This window comes from Arthrobacter sp. W4I7 (assembly GCF_030816215.1).
GTDB lineage: Bacteria > Actinomycetota > Actinomycetes > Actinomycetales > Micrococcaceae > Arthrobacter > Arthrobacter siccitolerans_A.
This window is the reverse complement of sequence record NZ_JAUSXU010000001.1, coordinates 2,346,293-2,362,573: the sequence shown is the minus strand read 5'-3', so window position 1 is coordinate 2,362,573 and position 16,281 is coordinate 2,346,293. Positions and strand designations below refer to the sequence as shown.

At 63.4% G+C, this 16,281-nt stretch carries 13 protein-coding genes and 2 pseudogenes; 1 reads left to right on the top strand and 14 read right to left on the bottom strand.

Going from position 1 to position 16,281, the window contains the following annotated elements:
* From QF047_RS10885 to QF047_RS10865, 5 genes and pseudogenes are all read right to left on the bottom strand, one after another.
* Complete coding sequence (locus tag QF047_RS10885; protein WP_307276710.1) at positions 1-801, bottom strand: sugar phosphate isomerase/epimerase; 801 nt, start codon at positions 799-801, stop codon at positions 1-3.
* A complete protein-coding gene (locus tag QF047_RS10880) occupies positions 798-1,625 on the bottom strand; it encodes a triose-phosphate isomerase family protein (protein WP_307276707.1) in 828 nt (275 codons plus the stop codon). The genes QF047_RS10885 and QF047_RS10880 overlap by 4 nt, the downstream gene beginning before the upstream one ends.
* Positions 1,609-2,079: a ribose-5-phosphate isomerase gene (locus QF047_RS10875; protein WP_307276704.1), complete on the bottom strand. Its 471-nt coding sequence runs from the start codon at positions 2,077-2,079 to the stop codon at positions 1,609-1,611. The genes QF047_RS10880 and QF047_RS10875 overlap by 17 nt, the downstream gene beginning before the upstream one ends.
* Positions 2,076-3,821, bottom strand: coding sequence for a dihydroxyacetone kinase family protein (locus QF047_RS10870; protein WP_307276701.1), 1,746 nt, complete (start codon positions 3,819-3,821; stop codon positions 2,076-2,078). Before QF047_RS10870 ends, QF047_RS10875 begins: the two co-directional genes overlap by 4 nt.
* A gap of 27 nt (positions 3,822-3,848) precedes the next feature.
* Positions 3,849-4,196 (bottom strand): annotated as a pseudogene (locus tag QF047_RS10865) (MFS transporter); the annotation flags it as partial.
* A gap of 204 nt (positions 4,197-4,400) precedes the next feature.
* Between QF047_RS10865 and QF047_RS10860 the strand changes: the two are divergent.
* Positions 4,401-5,141 (top strand): FadR/GntR family transcriptional regulator, encoded by a 741-nt coding sequence (locus tag QF047_RS10860; RefSeq protein ID WP_373427804.1) that lies wholly within the window; start codon positions 4,401-4,403, stop codon positions 5,139-5,141.
* Positions 5,142-6,348: 1,207 nt separating this feature from the next.
* On the opposite strand, the gene QF047_RS10855 is transcribed toward QF047_RS10860, so the two are convergent.
* The 9 genes and pseudogenes from QF047_RS10855 to QF047_RS10815 form a co-directional block, all read right to left on the bottom strand.
* Complete coding sequence (locus tag QF047_RS10855; protein WP_307276694.1) at positions 6,349-7,110, bottom strand: aldo/keto reductase; 762 nt, start codon at positions 7,108-7,110, stop codon at positions 6,349-6,351.
* 375 nt (positions 7,111-7,485) lie between these two features.
* Positions 7,486-7,641 (bottom strand): annotated as a pseudogene (locus tag QF047_RS10850) (helix-turn-helix domain-containing protein); the annotation flags it as partial.
* 131 nt (positions 7,642-7,772) lie between these two features.
* Positions 7,773-8,525, bottom strand: a complete 753-nt coding sequence (locus QF047_RS10845) for an SDR family NAD(P)-dependent oxidoreductase (RefSeq protein ID WP_307276691.1) — start codon at positions 8,523-8,525, stop codon at positions 7,773-7,775.
* A gap of 155 nt (positions 8,526-8,680) precedes the next feature.
* Positions 8,681-10,687, bottom strand: coding sequence for an acetoacetate--CoA ligase (locus QF047_RS10840; RefSeq protein ID WP_307276689.1), 2,007 nt, complete (start codon positions 10,685-10,687; stop codon positions 8,681-8,683).
* A gap of 57 nt (positions 10,688-10,744) precedes the next feature.
* On the bottom strand, positions 10,745-11,635 hold the full coding sequence (locus tag QF047_RS10835) for an HAD-IIA family hydrolase (RefSeq protein WP_307276687.1): 891 nt from the start codon (positions 11,633-11,635) through the stop codon (positions 10,745-10,747).
* A complete protein-coding gene (locus tag QF047_RS10830; RefSeq protein ID WP_307276684.1) occupies positions 11,632-13,218 on the bottom strand; it encodes a pyruvate/oxaloacetate carboxyltransferase in 1,587 nt (528 codons plus the stop codon). Before QF047_RS10830 ends, QF047_RS10835 begins: the two co-directional genes overlap by 4 nt.
* Positions 13,215-14,606, bottom strand: coding sequence for an acetyl/propionyl/methylcrotonyl-CoA carboxylase subunit alpha (locus tag QF047_RS10825; RefSeq protein WP_307276681.1), 1,392 nt, complete (start codon positions 14,604-14,606; stop codon positions 13,215-13,217). The genes QF047_RS10830 and QF047_RS10825 overlap by 4 nt, the downstream gene beginning before the upstream one ends.
* On the bottom strand, positions 14,603-15,145 hold the full coding sequence (locus QF047_RS10820; RefSeq protein ID WP_307276678.1) for a biotin/lipoyl-containing protein: 543 nt from the start codon (positions 15,143-15,145) through the stop codon (positions 14,603-14,605). Before QF047_RS10820 ends, QF047_RS10825 begins: the two co-directional genes overlap by 4 nt.
* Positions 15,142-16,245, bottom strand: a complete 1,104-nt coding sequence (locus QF047_RS10815; RefSeq protein ID WP_307276675.1) for a PEP/pyruvate-binding domain-containing protein — start codon at positions 16,243-16,245, stop codon at positions 15,142-15,144. The genes QF047_RS10820 and QF047_RS10815 overlap by 4 nt, the downstream gene beginning before the upstream one ends.
* Positions 16,246-16,281 lie beyond the last annotated feature (36 nt).

Genomic DNA, 16,281 nt, shown 5'->3' with positions numbered 1-16,281 from the left:
TCACTTGCTCCTTAGGAAATCGAGGCTTTGCTGGGTCCACTGGTTTTCAAGGCGGACGGTGTCCGCTTCGGTGTCCTGCCAGGGCAGCCAGTGTTCGATGATTTGGTTGATGTTTCTTTCTTTGGGCTGGACCTTCGCGACGAGGTAGTCGTAGTCGAGGAGGCCTTCGCCCAGGGGTGCGCCGGAGTAGGTGAATCCGACCCATCCCTGCTTGCGGCTGAACGCAAAGTCTTTGATGTGCATGTTCAGCACATAGGGTGCGACGGCGTTTATCACCGCGCGGGGCATTTCCAGCGCAGCGACGGTGTTGGCGGGGTCGCTGCAGATGCCCAGGTAAGGGCTGTTCACACCGCGGATCACGTCCAGGATCCGGGAGGTGGGTACCTGTTCGTAGGTTTCCACTGCGATCTTCACTCCCGCCGCTGCGAACTCCGGCAGCACCTCATGGAAGATGGATACTGCTTCCTCCGCTGTCGGGGCGTGGCCAGGGACGTTGAACATGGTGCGCAGCAGGGGCGAGCCCAGAATCCCGGCGATGTAGAGGAATTTGCGCAGGTGCTCCGGGCGGATGCCCTTAGTCCCCACCTCCAGGGTTACGCCCAGGGAATCCGCGGTGGCGCGGACCGCGGCGAGGTCACCGTCGGACATTGCTTCTAGCGGGCCGTAGTCGCAGATCTGGAACAGGTCCACCCCAAGGTCCGCGGTTTTCTGCAGTGCCTCGTGGATGGTGATCGGCTCGGCGACCTGGTCCGAGAGCTGCCAGAAGAATGCGTAGCTGCTCAGGCCGATTCGTGAAGTCATACCGTCACCTCCGCGCCGAGCCTGGCGGCGGTCTCATCGAGGATGGATTGCAGCGCTTTCGGGTCGTGGGCGAAGCGGCCCAGGAACAGGCCGGTGACGGCGGGCTCGAGCTTGGTAATCAGTCCAGGGCCGGCGCTGCCGCCGTAGATCACGCGGCTGTCCGCCTGGCCTGGCAGTGCACGCAGGTGCGCGTCGAGTCCGGTGATGACGGCGCTGATGTATTCCGGCGTCGCGGGTTCCGGGGCGCCGATGGCCCATTGCGGCTCGTAGGCCACGATGGTCCGGCCTGTCGGCGCAACGGAGCGCGCCCGGTTGAGTGCGGCGTCAATCTCGGCGGAGCACCGGGCGATAGCTTCCTTCGCCGATCCCTGCTGCAGCTCTCCGACGCACAGGACAGGGGTGAGGCCATTGCGGTAGGCTGCGGCGGTCTTCAATCCGATGATTTCGTCGTCCTCGCCGAAGATCCGGCGGCGTTCTGCATGGCCCACTTCGGCGTAGAGTCCGCCGAGTTCAGCTACGGTTTTGCCGCCGACCTCGCCGGTGAAGGCACCCTCGTCTTCCCAGAAGATGTCCTGGACCCCGGCGGCGGCGCCCGCGGGGCCTAGGATTCGGCCGGCCTCGGGAAGCACCGGGAGGGTGGGCAGGACGAAGAGTTCGATCTGACCGCTCTGGACCGCCGGGTGCGTGGACGCGATGGCAGCTATGTCCCGGCAGTAGTCCACTGAGCGCTGGTAGCCGAAGTACATCTTCAGGCTGACGCCGATGATGGCCTTCGGCGTGATTCCTCCGGCGCTGGCCAAAGGGTTCTTAGCAAGAAGTGACACCTTCGTAGTCCTTAATCAGGGTGACTTTTTCCGCAGAAGCGGAAGTTTCGTCGAAGGTGTAGGTGAGCCATTCCCTGGCAAGCCTGCGGGCAAGTTCCAGGCCGACGACGCGCTGGCCGAAGGTGAGTACTTGGGCGTTGTTACTCAGGACTGAGCGTTCCACGGAGAAGCTGTCGTGGGCGGTGACGGCGCGGATGCCGGGGACCTTGTTGGCGGCGATGGCGACCCCGAGGCCGGTGCCGCAGACCAGCAGGGCCCGGTCGGCCTTGCCGGCCGCGATGAGCTCGGCCGCGGCGATCGCCACGGACGGGTAGGGCGTGTGGCTGGTGGCGTCCACTCCGACGTCGGTGACGGAATCAACCAGTTCACTGGCTATGAGATCCGCTTTCAGGGCTTCCTTGTATTCGAGGCCGGCGTCGTCGGCTCCGATGACCAGGCGCAGTTTGGCGCTCATGCTTTCTCCTTCATGGTGGTGTTCTCGACGAGGGTGGTGTGGATGGCCCGGATGATCAGTGCCATGGATACGGCTCCCGCGTCAGGGGTGCCGAGGCTTTTTTCGGCGTGCGGCCGTGCCCGGCCCATCAGGGGGAGCTGGTTGGCGGTTGCATCGGCGGCCTCATGGGCGGTGGCGGCTGCGGTTCCCCAGGCTTCGGTGAGGGACTTCCCGGCTACGACCTCGAAGGTGAGGGCGTCGCGGAACGGGACCAGGACGTCTACCAGGGTTTTGTCCCCGGGTTTGGCTTTACCGAACTCCATAATCGCAGCGGCCGCCTGCGCAACACCGGTGGCAACAGCATTGGCGTCGGGCTTATAGGTGTTGCCCACCGCGTCCCCGATGGCCCGTAGGGCCATGCCCCAGAGGGCACCGGAGGTGCCGCCAGCCTTGTCTGCCCAGGCGTCGCCCGCGATGTAGAGGGTGGTGGCGGCCCCTGCACCCCGTCCGACGGCGTCTGTTGCTGCTTCGACGGCGGCGCGGACGCCCCGTTCCATACCAATGCCGTGGTCACCGTCGCCGGCGATAGCGTCGATCCGGCCCAGCTCGTCGGCGTTGGCGTCCACTACTGCCTTCGCTGCTTCGAGTGCGGCGAGGATACGGGCTGCCCCGGCGCGGGACTCTGCCGTGGCGTCCGGAATGGTAACTTCGACGTCGGCAAAGTCGCCCGCATCATCTGGTTCCAGGGCCGCAGCGGTGACGGCGCCGCGGCGGAAGGCCGGGGCGTCGGCTGGGGCGTTCCAAAGGGCTTCGAGTTCGTCGTCGAGCCAGAACAGGGTCAGGGAGGTCCCTGCCATGTCGAAGCTGGTGACGAGTTCGCCCACCTGCGGGTCGACAGCTTCCAAGCCGGTTTCGGTCAGTAGCTGGGCTACGCGGCGGTAGACGACGAAGAGTTCCTCGTATTTGACGCTGCCCAGCCCGTTGAGGATGGGAACCACGCGGGCACCAGTTGGCTCGGCGCCGTCGGGGATTTCGGTGAGGAGTTTGGCGACGAGCAGTTCGGCGAGTTCGTCCGCTGTCGGGATGTCCGTTTCGTCAATGCCGGGCTCGCCGTGGATGCCCATACCTACGGCCATCCGGCCTTCCGGGACAGTGAACAGGGGACGGTCAGCCCCTGGGAGGGTGCAGCCGGTAAAGGCGACTCCGAAGGAGCGGGTGCGGTGGTTGGCGCGCTCGGCGATTTCGACCGTTGCGTCCATTGTGTAGCCGGCTTCCGCGGCAGCGGCGGCGACCTTGAAGACGGTCAGGTCCCCGGCGATGCCGCGGCGCTTGGCGCGTTCGGCCAGCGGGGCGGAGGAGACGTCGTCGGTAACAGCGATGCTCCGGCAGTCGATGCCTTCCTTGCGGAGGCGTTCCTGGGCCTGGTTGAAGTGCAGAACGTCGCCGGCGTAGTTGCCGTAGCCCAGGAGCACCCCTGCCCCGTTGTTCGCTGCCTTAGCCACGTTGTACACCTGCTGGGCGGAGGGGGAGGCGAATAGGTTACCCATAGCCGCACCGTGGGCCAGGCCCTGGCCTACGAGGCCAGCAAAAGCCGGGTAGTGCCCGGAACCGCCGCCAATCACGAGCGCCACCGTCTTCGGTGTGCTCTTGGTGTTCCGAACCACCCCGCCGGAGACAGGCTTCACCCAGCGGCCGTGGCAGGCGACAAAGCCCTCGATCATTTCGTCAGCAAAGGCTGTGGGTTCATTGAACAGGCGGGTCATGGGAGAGCTCCTGGGCCTAATTTAGGGGAATGTCGTGACGTAAAGCTGCTCCACGTTGCCCACCCAAGTGAACAGCAGGGAGACAATGCCCCAGCTGCCCATGATGCGGGCGAGCCAGCGGCGGGCGCCGAACTTGTGCAGAGCAAGGTTGCTGGGAACCTCGAGGAGGATGTGGCCGATAAAGAAGACGCCGGACGCGAAGCAAAACTGGGCCGCCGAAAGGGCCAGGTCCTCGTTCATGCCGTTCGGACCGGCAAAGGAAATCGCGGTCCGGTCCAAACAGTTGATGAAAAACATCAGGGCAACGAACGGAACAAGCCGGATCACCACTTTCCTGATTGCGGATTTTTCGACCACCGATTGTGCGGTGTCCACGTTGACTCCTAGATAGTGAAATCCCCCACCGTCCGTCTCCGGAGGCTGGGGTCTGTATCAAGGCCGGGAAGGGTCTGCTGACCGAACCGGCGGCTAAAGCACGCGAGTTCCACCATAAGCGTCAGAAAGAAATTGGTCAACCGGTTGATCGATTTGTCTACGTCCAGTCCCGGTGGTCCTCGTTGCTAGGCTGGGGTCGTGTCCATAAATCCGTCACCCCTGTCCACGTCCAAGATCAGCGAAGCCTTGGGCTCCCTGGGCCCGCAATCAGTGGTGTCGGAAGTTGCTGAGCGCCTGCTTGCCTACTTCACCAGCGGAGATATCGCTCCGGGAACGAGGTTGCCGGCAGAGCGCCAGCTTGCCGCCTCCCTCGGAGTTGGACGCTCTGCGGTGCGGGAGGCGTTGGCCGCGCTGGAGATCTTGGGCATTGTTGTTGTCCGTCCGGGTTCCGGGACTTATTTGCGCGACGGGATCTCGGAACTCCTGCCCCGAACCCTTAGCTGGGGCATGATGCTCGGCGCGCCCAGAACCCGCGAGCTGGTTGAATTACGCAGCGGCCTGGAGGTTCAGGCCGCGCAACTTGCGGCGGAGCGCATCACCAGCGAAGCCCTCGAAAGAATGAAGGGCAACCTGGAGGTTATGGCGGCCAATGTCAACGACCTGGCCGCATTCGTGGAAGCGGATGCTGCTTTTCACCGCGAAATTGCCGAAGGTTCGGGAAACCAGGTGCTTCAGGAGTTGCTGCAGAGCATCCGTTCGCTTCTCAGGATTTGGGTAGACCGGGCGCTAACGGACGAGGGACACGCCGCCGCCGCCCTGAAGGAACACACGGAAATTCACGCGGCATTAGAGGCCCGGGATCCTGCCGCAGTGTCAGCCACGATGCGCTCTCATATGGAGACCGCATCACGTCGACTGCTCCTTGGATTCAACGCCTCCCAGTAACCCTTTCTTCAGTCCACACTGGTCAACCGGTTGACTTGCGTTCCCTACCGCTTGCATAATCAACTCTGGCCAAGGTAACAGGCTCCTATTTACGCGAGCCACACCAGATTCCGGGCCAAGTCGGACTCGGACAAGGCAGAGAGCAGTGACGTCGACCCAGGTTTGCCCGTAGCTGAACCAGGTCCGGTGTCTCTGAACACACCGCTTGCGGACATTATGGACGATCCGCCGGCCTACGCTGCCGCCTGGCAGGCCATTGAAGCTCACGACCCCGCCGCTGCAGTGGCGTTCCGGAAGGACACCATCTGGTACCGCAGACGAGTCTGGACCAAAGCCTTTTTTCACACCTCCTGCGGTCAAGGAAGACATCGCCGGTGCTTTGGCCGCGCTCACTGACCGCCGTTCCGGGCGAAGCCCCGAAAACTCTTGATATCCGGCTGATAGCTTCTAGCCAAAGAAGGTACCGATGACAACTTTCACCGCCCAGAGCCCGCTGTATTTTGTGATGGGGCACACCGAGGGTAACCGCATCCTGAGCGAGCGTGTCCCCACGCTGACCAATGACCCGCCAATTTTGGGAAGGAGCCGTACGCGGCGGCTACGTCGGCCACGGTGAGACCTACTAATAGTAGCGCGGCGACCATGTGCCAACCCATTGGAGAGTACCTGCTGCTCGGATGGGGGGTCATTTTTCGTGCCGCAGATAAGGATGCCGACGGTTTCGTGTGGCGTTCTCGCCGGAGCACGTCGTCGACGAGGGCCACGTGAACGTTGAGTTTGCTGGCGTAGTCACGCGGACACGCCTGTTTAGAGTTCGCTGACTAATTGGGAATGGCAGCGATAAGTGGCCGCATTCTCGCGGAGCTATTCGCCACCCCGCGGCATGTACGCCGTTGGGTGCCGAGGGACAACGAATCGGCTCGAGCTGGCTATCGCCTTTGTGGACCGCGCTGCCGAAATGCTTCGGCTTTTCTACGACCCCATGAATCGCAATTGTTTACGTTTTTCTGGTGGATGCTCGGTACAGAACAGCGAAGGGCGAGACGGCCTTGACCGTCTCGCCCTTCGTTCGTGTGCGGGTGATTACTCCCACTCGGATCGCATGCCCTTGGGGTAGCGGGCGCCGAAGCCTCCGGTGGGGAGGATCTCCTTGATGCGGTCGAGGTCCGCTGGGTGAGGGTGAGGTCGGCGGCGCCGATGTTCTCCTCTACCCGCTTGGCGCTGCGGGTGCCGGGGCGCCCTGGGCGAGAAGCCAGGCGAGAGCAAGCTGCGACACCGTGGCATCCTTGGACGCGGCCAGCTCGGTCAGCTGACGGGTGGCTTCAAGATTCTTCTCGAAGTTGCCGGGCTGCCAGCGGGCATCGCGGCTGCGCATGTCGGTCTCATCGTATTCGGACGCCGGTTTCGCGGTGCCGGTTAGGAATCCGCGTCCGAGGGGCGAGTACGGGACGAATCCGATGCCCAGTTCATTCAGGACGGGGAAGAGGGCTTCGACCTGACGCTCGAAGAGGGAGTACTCGGTCTGCAGGACCGAGACTGGCTGCACGGCGTGGGCGCGGCGGATGGTGTCGGGGCCGGCTTCGCTGAGGCCGAAGTACTTGACTTTGCCGGCGTCGATGAGTTCCTTCACGGTCCCGGCGACGTCCTCGATGGGGACGTTGGGGTCGGGGCGGTGCTGGTAGAGGACGTCGATGTGGTCGGTGGCGAGGTAGCGGAGGCTGTTCTCGGTGACCTCACGGATGTTGTCGGGCCGGCTGTCGTACCCGAAGTCACGGGTCCAACCGAATTTCGTGGCAATCACGACGTCATCTCGGAAGCTTTTCACGGCGGCGCCGACGATCTTCTCGTTCTCGCCCCACCCGTAGAGCTCGGCGGTGTCGAAGTGCGTTACGCCGAGGTCGTAGGCGCGCTGGATGGCGGCGGTGCCGCCCTCAGCGTCGGCTGAGCCGTACGCGATCGAGATGCCCATCGAGCCGTAGCCGATGGTGGAGGATGTGAGGCCCTGCTGGCCCAGTGTGCGGTCTGCATGAGATGTCCTTCTATCAGCGGGCGATGGCCTGGTAGCGGTCCCACCAGGAAGCGATGGACCCGAGCGCGGCATTGTTTTCCGCGCGGAACTTCTCGCTGAGGGGCCCCACGAAACGAATGTCGGTCAATTCGGTGGACCCGCCCCACATCTTCTGGCCGTCGGCGGTCCTGTCAAGGTGCCGTGCGATCGCTTCCTCGTTCTCGTAGCGCGCTCGTGTTGCAGGATCGTCGTCCCGTCAGCGCTGCGAGCCAGCGGCATGGATCTCATCGATGGTGATAACGAAATTTCCCTCAAGCTGGCGTGGTTGCTGTTGCGTCAGCGACTGGCGGCAGGGAGGGCATACTCCGGCTTGGCTTGGCGGAGATACTGGTATACCGTTTCCCGGCTGATGCCGTAGTCACTGGCGACGACGGATTTGGGGATTCCATTTGCTGCCCGTTGGACGAGCTCGGCCACCCGTTCCGGTTTCAAGGGCGACGTCAACAAGGTCTATTGGATTTTTTGGAGTGGGCTTATCCCATGACATTGCTCCCACGGGTTCGAGATGGGACGAGGTCCTGGTGGGCTTATCCGTGCGCGCGGGCCATTAGGGCTTCAGCCCCTCAGTGGGCGGTCTGGCCACCATCGATGACGATGACCTGTCCGGTTACGAAGGAAGCGGCCGGGGATGCCAGGTACAGCACGGTGCCGGCGATTTCCTCGGGTTGAGCGGGGCGGCCGATGGGGCTGTTGTTCATCAGGTTTTTGGCGAACTCCGGGTCCTGAAGCCACTGCTCGGTCATGGGGGTAGCCACGAGCCCTGGGGCAATGGCGTTGACGCGCAGGCCGCGGGCAGCGTATTCGATGCCGGCGGCCTTGGTCAGCCCCACCACACCGTGTTTGGCAGCGACGTAGGGGGACATCCCGGGATCAGCTACGATACCGGCGACAGAGGCGGTATTTATGATCGATCCCCCGCCGTTAGTCAGCATCTGGGCGATCTCGTACTTCATTGCCAGGAAGACGCCGCGTAAATCTACGGCTATAGTGCGGTCGAAGTCCTCAGGCTCCATGTCCGCCAGATCCGCGGTGCGCGGAAGCAGACCAGCATTGTTGAAGGCCACGTCGAGGCGCCCATAAGTGTCCACTGCGGTTTTCACCAGCGCCTGCATCGAGGCTGCGTCGCTGACGTCGGTCTTGACGAAAATTGCCTCCGCGCCGGCTTGAGCGGCTTCCTCGACCGTGGCCGCCGTATTGTCGTTGATGTCACCGAGAATGAGCTTGGCTCCTTCGCGAGCGAAGGCCAAAGCAGCGGCACGGCCAATGCCAGTGCTGGCCCCGGTTATGATGACGACCTTGTCGGTGAACTGCCCCATTAAAAACAGCCTTTCCTAATATCAGTGGGTCTGGCAGCGCATGTGTGCCGCAGGTATTCAAATCCGTACAAACCAACCTGTCGTGACCAGCCGAAAATCCATGGCTGACTGCTCAGTAACCTGAGTGTTGCGCTGTCCGCAGCCGGCCATGTTGTCTACTGGCGGTGTGATGACGTGTAGAGCCGTGCCTGGTCGATGAACCAGTCGACTGCTTCCGGGTTGGCGAGCGACCCGCGGTTGATAGTCGTGTCGGGGCTGTGTCCGGTGAAAAGTTTCTTGATGGGTATCTCGATTTTTTTCAGGGCGTGAGTTACGGGTATGGCGGGGACGACGATGACGTCGTCCGGAACGTGCCTTGCTGAGGTCAGCCGGCGGATGGTGCCGTTGATCTTGTCCTTGAGTTCTTCGCTCAGTTGGCAGCCGGGCTCGAGGGTGATGAAGAGCGGCATGTAGTAGCCGCCGCCTGTTTGCTCGAGACCGATGACCATGGATTCGGTAACCTCGTGCACGTGTTGTAGGGCGGCATAGATGTCGGCGCTGCCGAGGCGGACTCCGGCCCTGTTGAGTGTGGCGTCGGAGCGGCCGTGCACAACGAAGCCGCCGTTAGGAGTTTCGGTGATCCAATCACCTTGGGTCCAGACACCGGGAAACTTTTCGAAGTAGGAGCTCCGGTATCTGGCCCCGTTTTTGTCTCCCCAGAAGAACACCGGCATGGAGGGCATGGGACGGGTGATCACCATTTCCCCAACTTCACCGATGACCCGTTGCCCGGGCTCTGACCAGGCCTGGACGGCCACGCCGAGCAGAGGCCCTTGGAGTTCGCCGAGATGGACCGGTTCCAGGGGGTTGGATCCGATGAAGCCGCTGCAGATGTCGGTGCCTCCGGTGTCGGAACCCAGATGCACATCGTGTTTCACGTGCTCGTGGACCCACAGCCAGGTTGAATCAGGCAGCGGGGAGCCTGTGGAGAGGATGGAGCGCAGCTTCGAAAGATCCCAGGACCGGCCAGGTTCCAAACCTGATTTTTCGACAAGGGAAAGATAGGCGGCACCCGTGGCGAACATCGTGGTTCCGGTCCGGGCGATGATGTCGAATTGCCGGTCTTTCCGCCCGTACATGGGGGAGCCGGCATAAGTGACCACGGAGGCTCCCGACATTAAGTTGTTAACCAAGGTGTTCCAGACCATCCATGAGGTGTTGGCAGCGACGTAGTAGCGTTCCTCGGGTCCCATGTCCTGATTGAGACCTGTTCCCTTGAGCGCTTCAAGGGTCATCCCGCCATGGCCGTGGACGATCCCTTTTGGGGAGCCCGTGGTGCCGGAGGAAAAGAGGATCCAGAGCGGGTGATCGAAGCTTTCCCGAGCGTAGTTGGGTTCGACCGGATCGGTGAGCAGGGACGTGAAGTCGAGCCGGTCTGCAGCTACCCCGGCGTCCTGGCCGGTGCTGCGAAGGAGGATAGTGTGCTCCAGTCCGGGCAGCCCGGCTTCAACGTCCGCGAGGTGCTGGAGGCGGTCGAAGTCCTTTCCGTTGAACCGGTAGCCGTCCACGCCGATGAGCAGCTTGGGTTCGAGCTGGCGCAGGCGCTCAAGGGTCGCTGCAGCGGAGAGATCGGGTGAGTTGATCGTCCAGACGGCTCCGATGGCAGCGGTTGCCAGCAGCCCGATAATCGCTTCCGGAACGTTTGGGAGGACAGCGGCGACGCGGTCTCCGGACCTGATTCCGAGGCGCTTGAGGTGCGCGGCCAGGGATGAAACCTGAGACTGCAGTTGGCGCCAGGTCAGTTCCCTGACTGAGTCGTCTTCCTTTATTGTCAGAATTGCTGTGGAGTCGGCCAGTTCCGGGTTAAGTGCGTGGCGCAGCACGTTTTCGGCGAAGTTCAGCTTCGCGTTCGGGTACCAAACCGCTCCGGGCATCCGCTCTTCAGCCAATGCTGGCCCCTCCAAGCCTTCACCGAGGACGTTGAAGTACTCCCGGACGGAGTCCCAGAACCCGGAGAGGTCATCAACCGACCATTGCCAGGTGGTCCGGTAATCGGTGAGGCGGATGTTTCGGTTGTCGGCAACCCAGCCCATAAAGTCCCAGAGCCGTGAAGTGCGCTGCTGCTCGGCTGTGGGTCTCCAGGTCACCTGGCGGTGCTCGGCCGTCGAGTTTTGAACTGACATCTTTGTCCTTTTCTTTCCATCAATGGATCAGCGTCAGGTCTGCTGCTCCATGCGCTGTCAGCCCAGCCGGGCGGTTGTATCTTCAGAGGCGAGGGCGAAGAGTTCCACCAGGTCGGACAGGCTGTCCACGATGTAGTCCGGTTGTTGGTCCTGTGGGGCAATTGCGGCGTCAGCAGCGGAGTGCGTACCGGTCGTCACCAGTACGCCCAGGGCGTCGGCCCTGCGCGCCATTTTGCCCTCGAGGGTGAGATCGTCGCCAACGATGAGCATCTGGGACGGTAGGACTTGCAGGCGGTGGGCTAGAACGTCAATGGCCTCCTGTGAGGGTTTTCCGAGGACCCGGTAGGCACGGCCGGTGACGTGGCTGAGACCGGCTGCGATGAAGCCGGAAACGCCCACGTTCAGGCGCTGTTTAGAGGCGAACGAGGGTGCGTCCGAGGTGCAGTAGATCTCTGCTCCTGCCAGCACGGCCTCTGCGGCCGCCTGAATTTTGTCCTTCCCGAAGGCGGTGTCCCATCCGATAACGACGGCAGCGGCTTCCGTGGGTTCACCGGCCAGTGCCTGATCAATGTCAATCAGGTTCAGGCCCCGGCGTTCGAAATCGTCCCGGACGCCGTTGCCGCCGAATACCAGGAGCGGTTTGTCCTGGTAGAGGGCCTGCATCGTTTCGGCGGCCACAACGGCAGGCGTGAGCACTTCCTCGTCACGGACGTCCAGGCCGTGGGAGCGAAGGGACGCGCCGATCTGTGCCGGTGTCTGCATGGAACCGTTGGTGAAGACGGCCATGGTGCGGCCGGTGCTGCGCACGAGTTCGATCGCTTCCCGGGCTCCGGGCAGGGCATTGCCGCCGTGGCCGCTGGGCCCGTCTGAAAGGACCAGGCAACCGTCGATATCAAACATGACGCCGCGGACGTCCGCCAGCCGGGCCTGGAATTCGGTCAGGTTCATGGGGTTTCTCCGCTTTGAGCACGGCGCAGTTCGACTTTTTCGGTGCCGCGGCTGACGGCCAGGTATTTCCACTTGGGAAGTTGGTGTGCTGCCTTGATGAATTCCGCGATATTGGATACCGGGCTAACGGCCCGATGACCGCCGGCTGGTGTCCATTGGGGTGCGGGCCCGGCGGCGAGCATGGAGTCGACCTGATCTGCCGGGAGTACCATGCGCAGCAGCAGCTCCTCTTCGGTGAGCTGCCGGCCGAATGTCTGGCCGTACTCTTCGTGGAGGTCGGCCAGGGACCGCTCAGCCGTAGGTTCGGCCAATTCCTTGGCCCGCGGTAGCTGGGACACTTTCTCCATCACCTCGGGGGCAATCTCGCCTTCTGGAGCCCCGAAGTTGCCCAGGACGAACCTGACCACTTCATCGGGAATTCGGCTGTAGCGGTCCTGACCCGACTTGTTGGCAAGGACGTTCATCAATGCCTGGCTGCCCACGAACTGGCTGAACGGGGTGACCATGATGGGGTAGCCGAGGTCGGCCCGGACACGTCCGGCCTCCTCGATGACCGCCGGCAGCTCATCGAGCATGCGCAGTTCACCGAGCTGGCGCTTGAGGGTGGACATCATGCCGCCGGGGACCTGGTGCACGTGGGGACTGAGGTCATACTCGGTGGGAACACCGGACGGCAGGCCCTGGGATTTGGCGACGGAGTAGAGGATGTTCGCAGCTGCGGCGGCCGCTTCGCGGTTTACCTGAACGGGGATGCCGAGGGCGTCCAGGTTACCTACGAGATTTTCGAGGCTGGGCTGGGCGGTGCCGTTGGCGAGGGGACCCAGTCCGGTGTGGAGCACGTCAACGCCCAGTTCGGCGGCAACGAGGTACAGCTGAGAGGCGGCCCCTGTCGTGCAGTGGCTGTGCAGCTCCAGGGTTTTGGCCCCTGCCGCAGCGCGGATGCCGGGAATGAGTTGGCGGGTTCGGTCGACGGTGAGCAGTCCGCCCGGGTCCTTGATATAGACGGCGTCAACATATTTACTTGCGCTGCAAAGCCTGGCGTTTCTGCCGTAGCTTTCGTCGGTGTGGACGGGGCTTTCGGTGAAGGTCACCGCCGCGACGACCTGTTCGATTCCTTCCTCTTTCGCCCATTGAGCCACGCGCAGGAGGGACTCGACGTCGTTCATGGGTTCGGCGATTTGGAGCCGGCGCAGTCCGTGGGAGGCCATCAGACGCAACGCCATGCGCATCACGGTCTCGGAGGCTTTGTCCCAGGACATGAAACGCATGCCGGTGGTGATGGCGGAGAGCGGCGTGTCGGGCATGACTGCACGCATGCGCGAGATGCGTTCCCAGGGGTTTTCCCGGTGCCACTTTACGCCCATGGACAGGTTCGTTGAGCTGGTGAAGTCGATGGCTTCGTAGCCCACCTGGTCCAGCAGAGGGCCGACTGCCTCGACCATTCCGGTGGTCAGTCCCGTGGCCCCCCAAAGGCTTTGGTTTCCGTCGCGCAGACTGGTATCTACCAAACGGATGGTCTTTTGCTGTTTTGAGGGCTGCTCCCTGGTCTCGGCGCGGGCCTGCGGGGTTGCGGTTGCGGTCATTTGACGGCCTCCTTGAGCTGGGCGCTTCGCTGTTCCCAGGCGGGGGCGAACCATGAGGTACTGACCCCGCCGTGGATGAAGTCAGGGTGGGACAGGACAAATTCGTGCAGGGGGAGGGTGGTCTTGACCCCTTCCAGGACCACTGCTCCGGCCGCGGAGCGCAGGGCTTCGACGGCGGCGCTGCGGCTGTGGGCGCGGACTATCAGCTTCGCCATCAGGCTGTCGTAGAACGGCGGGAACGCGTACCCATCCCGTACGTGGGTATCGACCCGGATTCCGGGGCCGTCGGGCCAGTGCACGTCGGTGATCAGGCCCGGATTGGGACGGAAATCATTGTCGGGGTCCTCGGCGTTGATCCGCACTTCGATGGCTACCGCCGGCGGGACGGGGGGCACGTCCGGGAGCTGGGGGTCTTGGCCGAGGGCGAGGCGCAGCTGGGCGGCGACGAGGTCGACGCCGAAGGCTTCTTCGGTGACGGGGTGTTCGACTTGGATGCGGGCGTTCATCTCCAGGAACACCACATCTTCGGATTCGGTGTCGACGAGGAATTCGACGGTTCCGGCGCCGCGGTACTGCAGGGCCTGAACGAGCGCGCGGGACGCCTCGTGCAGCACCGACCGGCGGGACTCGGAAAGTCCGGGGGCGGGGCATTCCTCGATAAGTTTTTGGTGTCTGCGTTGTACTGAGCAGTCGCGGTCCCCAAAAATCTGGGCGCCGCCTTTACCGTCACCAAATACCTGCACTTCCACGTGGCGCGCGGCCGGGTAGAAGCGTTCCAGGTACAGGGAGCCGTTTCCGAACGCCGCCTGCGCTTCAGCTGCGGCCTGGGGTGCCAGGTCCGCCAATTCTATGGAATCGCGTACGAGGCGGATGCCGCGCCCGCCGCCACCATGCACGGCCTTGATCAACAGCGGGTATCCGAGGGAGTCACCGAGTTCTGCGGCTGTTGCCGGGTCATCAATTTCAACGGCGACCGCCACCGGCACTCCGGCCGCGACCGCAACCCGGCGCGCGCTGCTCTTGTCACCGACGGCACGGAGCGTTTCCGGTCGGGGGCCGGCGAAGGCGATACCTTCGGCTTCGAGGAGCTCAGCGAGTTCGGGTTGTTCACTGAGGAACCCGTAGCCGGGATGGACCACGTCTGCACCTGCGTGGACGGCGGCTTCGGCAACATACTCGGGCCGCAGGTACGACCGGCCGGCCTGGGCGGGTCCTATGACGATGACCCGGTCCGCCAGGCGCGCTGCAAGTGAGTCGGTGTCGGCGGCGCTGGCGGCCAGCACGGGGCTGGCGCCGATCCTGCGTGCGGCGGCAATGATGCGCACGGCGATTTCGCCCCGGTTGGCCACCAGGACTACGGGCCTCTTTTCCTCGTGTTGCCCGTTCATGGCGATTCTTCCCCGGCAATAACGGCCAGCGGCTGGCCGAACTCGACCTGTGCGTTGTCCGCGGCCAGGAATTCGGTCAGGGTTCCGGCAGTGCCTGCCGTCACCGGGTTCATCAGCTTCATGACTTCGATGATGCCGATAGTCGTATCTGCCTCCACGGCCGTCCCAGGTTCGACAAAGGGCGGCGCCCCGGGGGAGGGGCTGCGGTAAAAGACACCGATGATCGGGGCTGTAACAACGCTGCTGTTCGAGGCCGGCTCTGCGGGAGCCGGGGCGGAAGGCGCGCGTTCATTCACGGCGGGTTCGGTAACGGCGGGTGCCGCCGAGGGGGCGGGCGCTGGAGCTGACCCGTTCGTTGACGGCGCAAAGGGCTGTGGCGCTGTCACGGCCGTTGGGGAAGTGACGGGCATCTCTGCCGAGCGTGAGAGGCGGACGGAGACGTCTCCGAACTCCACGGCGGCGGACTCGTAGGCGCCGTCGTCAAGCTGGGTGACGAGGTCAAGAACATCCTGCCAGCTCGGCGTGGACGGGGCGCTCATTTGGTACTACCCTTCGTTGCGGCGGCCACGAACCCCAGCAAGTTAGAGGTTGCCGTGGTGGTGTTCTTGCTTTTTTCTTCCTTGCGCTTTTTCCAGTTGGTTTCCGGGCGTGATTGGAGCAGCATGACCTTGGGCGTCCCGTCGGCGTCATGCTCCAGCGCCCATTCGATGTCCTGCGGGCAGCCGTAGTGCTTCTCCACGCGCAGGGCAATGTCAGCAAGTTGCATCACTTCAGGTTCAGTCAGGCAGGCCACGTCCCGGCGGGCTTCGTCCACGTCCCGGAATTCGACACCTACCCCGCCTGGGGCTGGAACGTATTCCTGGGCCTTGGAGGCGATCCGGGTTTTGGTCAGGGTAGGGCCGATTTTGTTCAGCCAGTACTCATCCGGGGTCACTTCACCGGAAACGACGGACTGTCCGAGTCCCCAGCTGGCGTTGATGGCGATGACGGACCGGTCACCGGTGCGCGGGCTGACGGTAAAGGTGACGCCTGCGACGTCGGCGTGGGCCATCAGCTGAACTGCCACGGAGATTTTGGAGGCTTCCGATGCATCGACTGCGGACATGCCGGAGCGGTAGGCGATGGCTTGCGGCGTGTAGAGGCTGGCCCAGCATTCACGGACTTTGGCGATGACGTCATCTTCGCCCACGACCCACAGGTAGGTTTCCTGCTGGCCGGCGAAGCTGGCGGCGTCGCCGTCTTCGTCGGTGGCTGAGGAGCGTACCGCGACCGGAACACGGTCGGGGTCGCCGGTGCCGCGCCGTTGCGCCGTTTCCCTTGAGAGCTGCAGATACGTTTCGCGGATCTCCTGCTCGATGGCGGCCGGCAGTTCGCGGCCCAGGATCAGGTCGACTGCTTCGTCGTGTGCCTGCTGCAGGGAGGCGTTGTTCTGCGCGTCGGCCCCGAGGACGATCCGTAGCAGCTGTTGCCGCAGGTCCGAGGCGTCCCGGTAGTCCTCGTAGGCGTCCACTGTGACGGCGAAACCATCAGGAACGGGCAATCCGGCCTGCACCATTTCGCCCAGACTGGCGCACTTGCCGCCGACCAGCGGCCGGTCGCCGCTGTTGAGTTCGTTGAATTTCCTTGTGTACTTTCCCACGGTGTTCTTCCTTCTTCGGTGGGGGTCGGTTCCGCC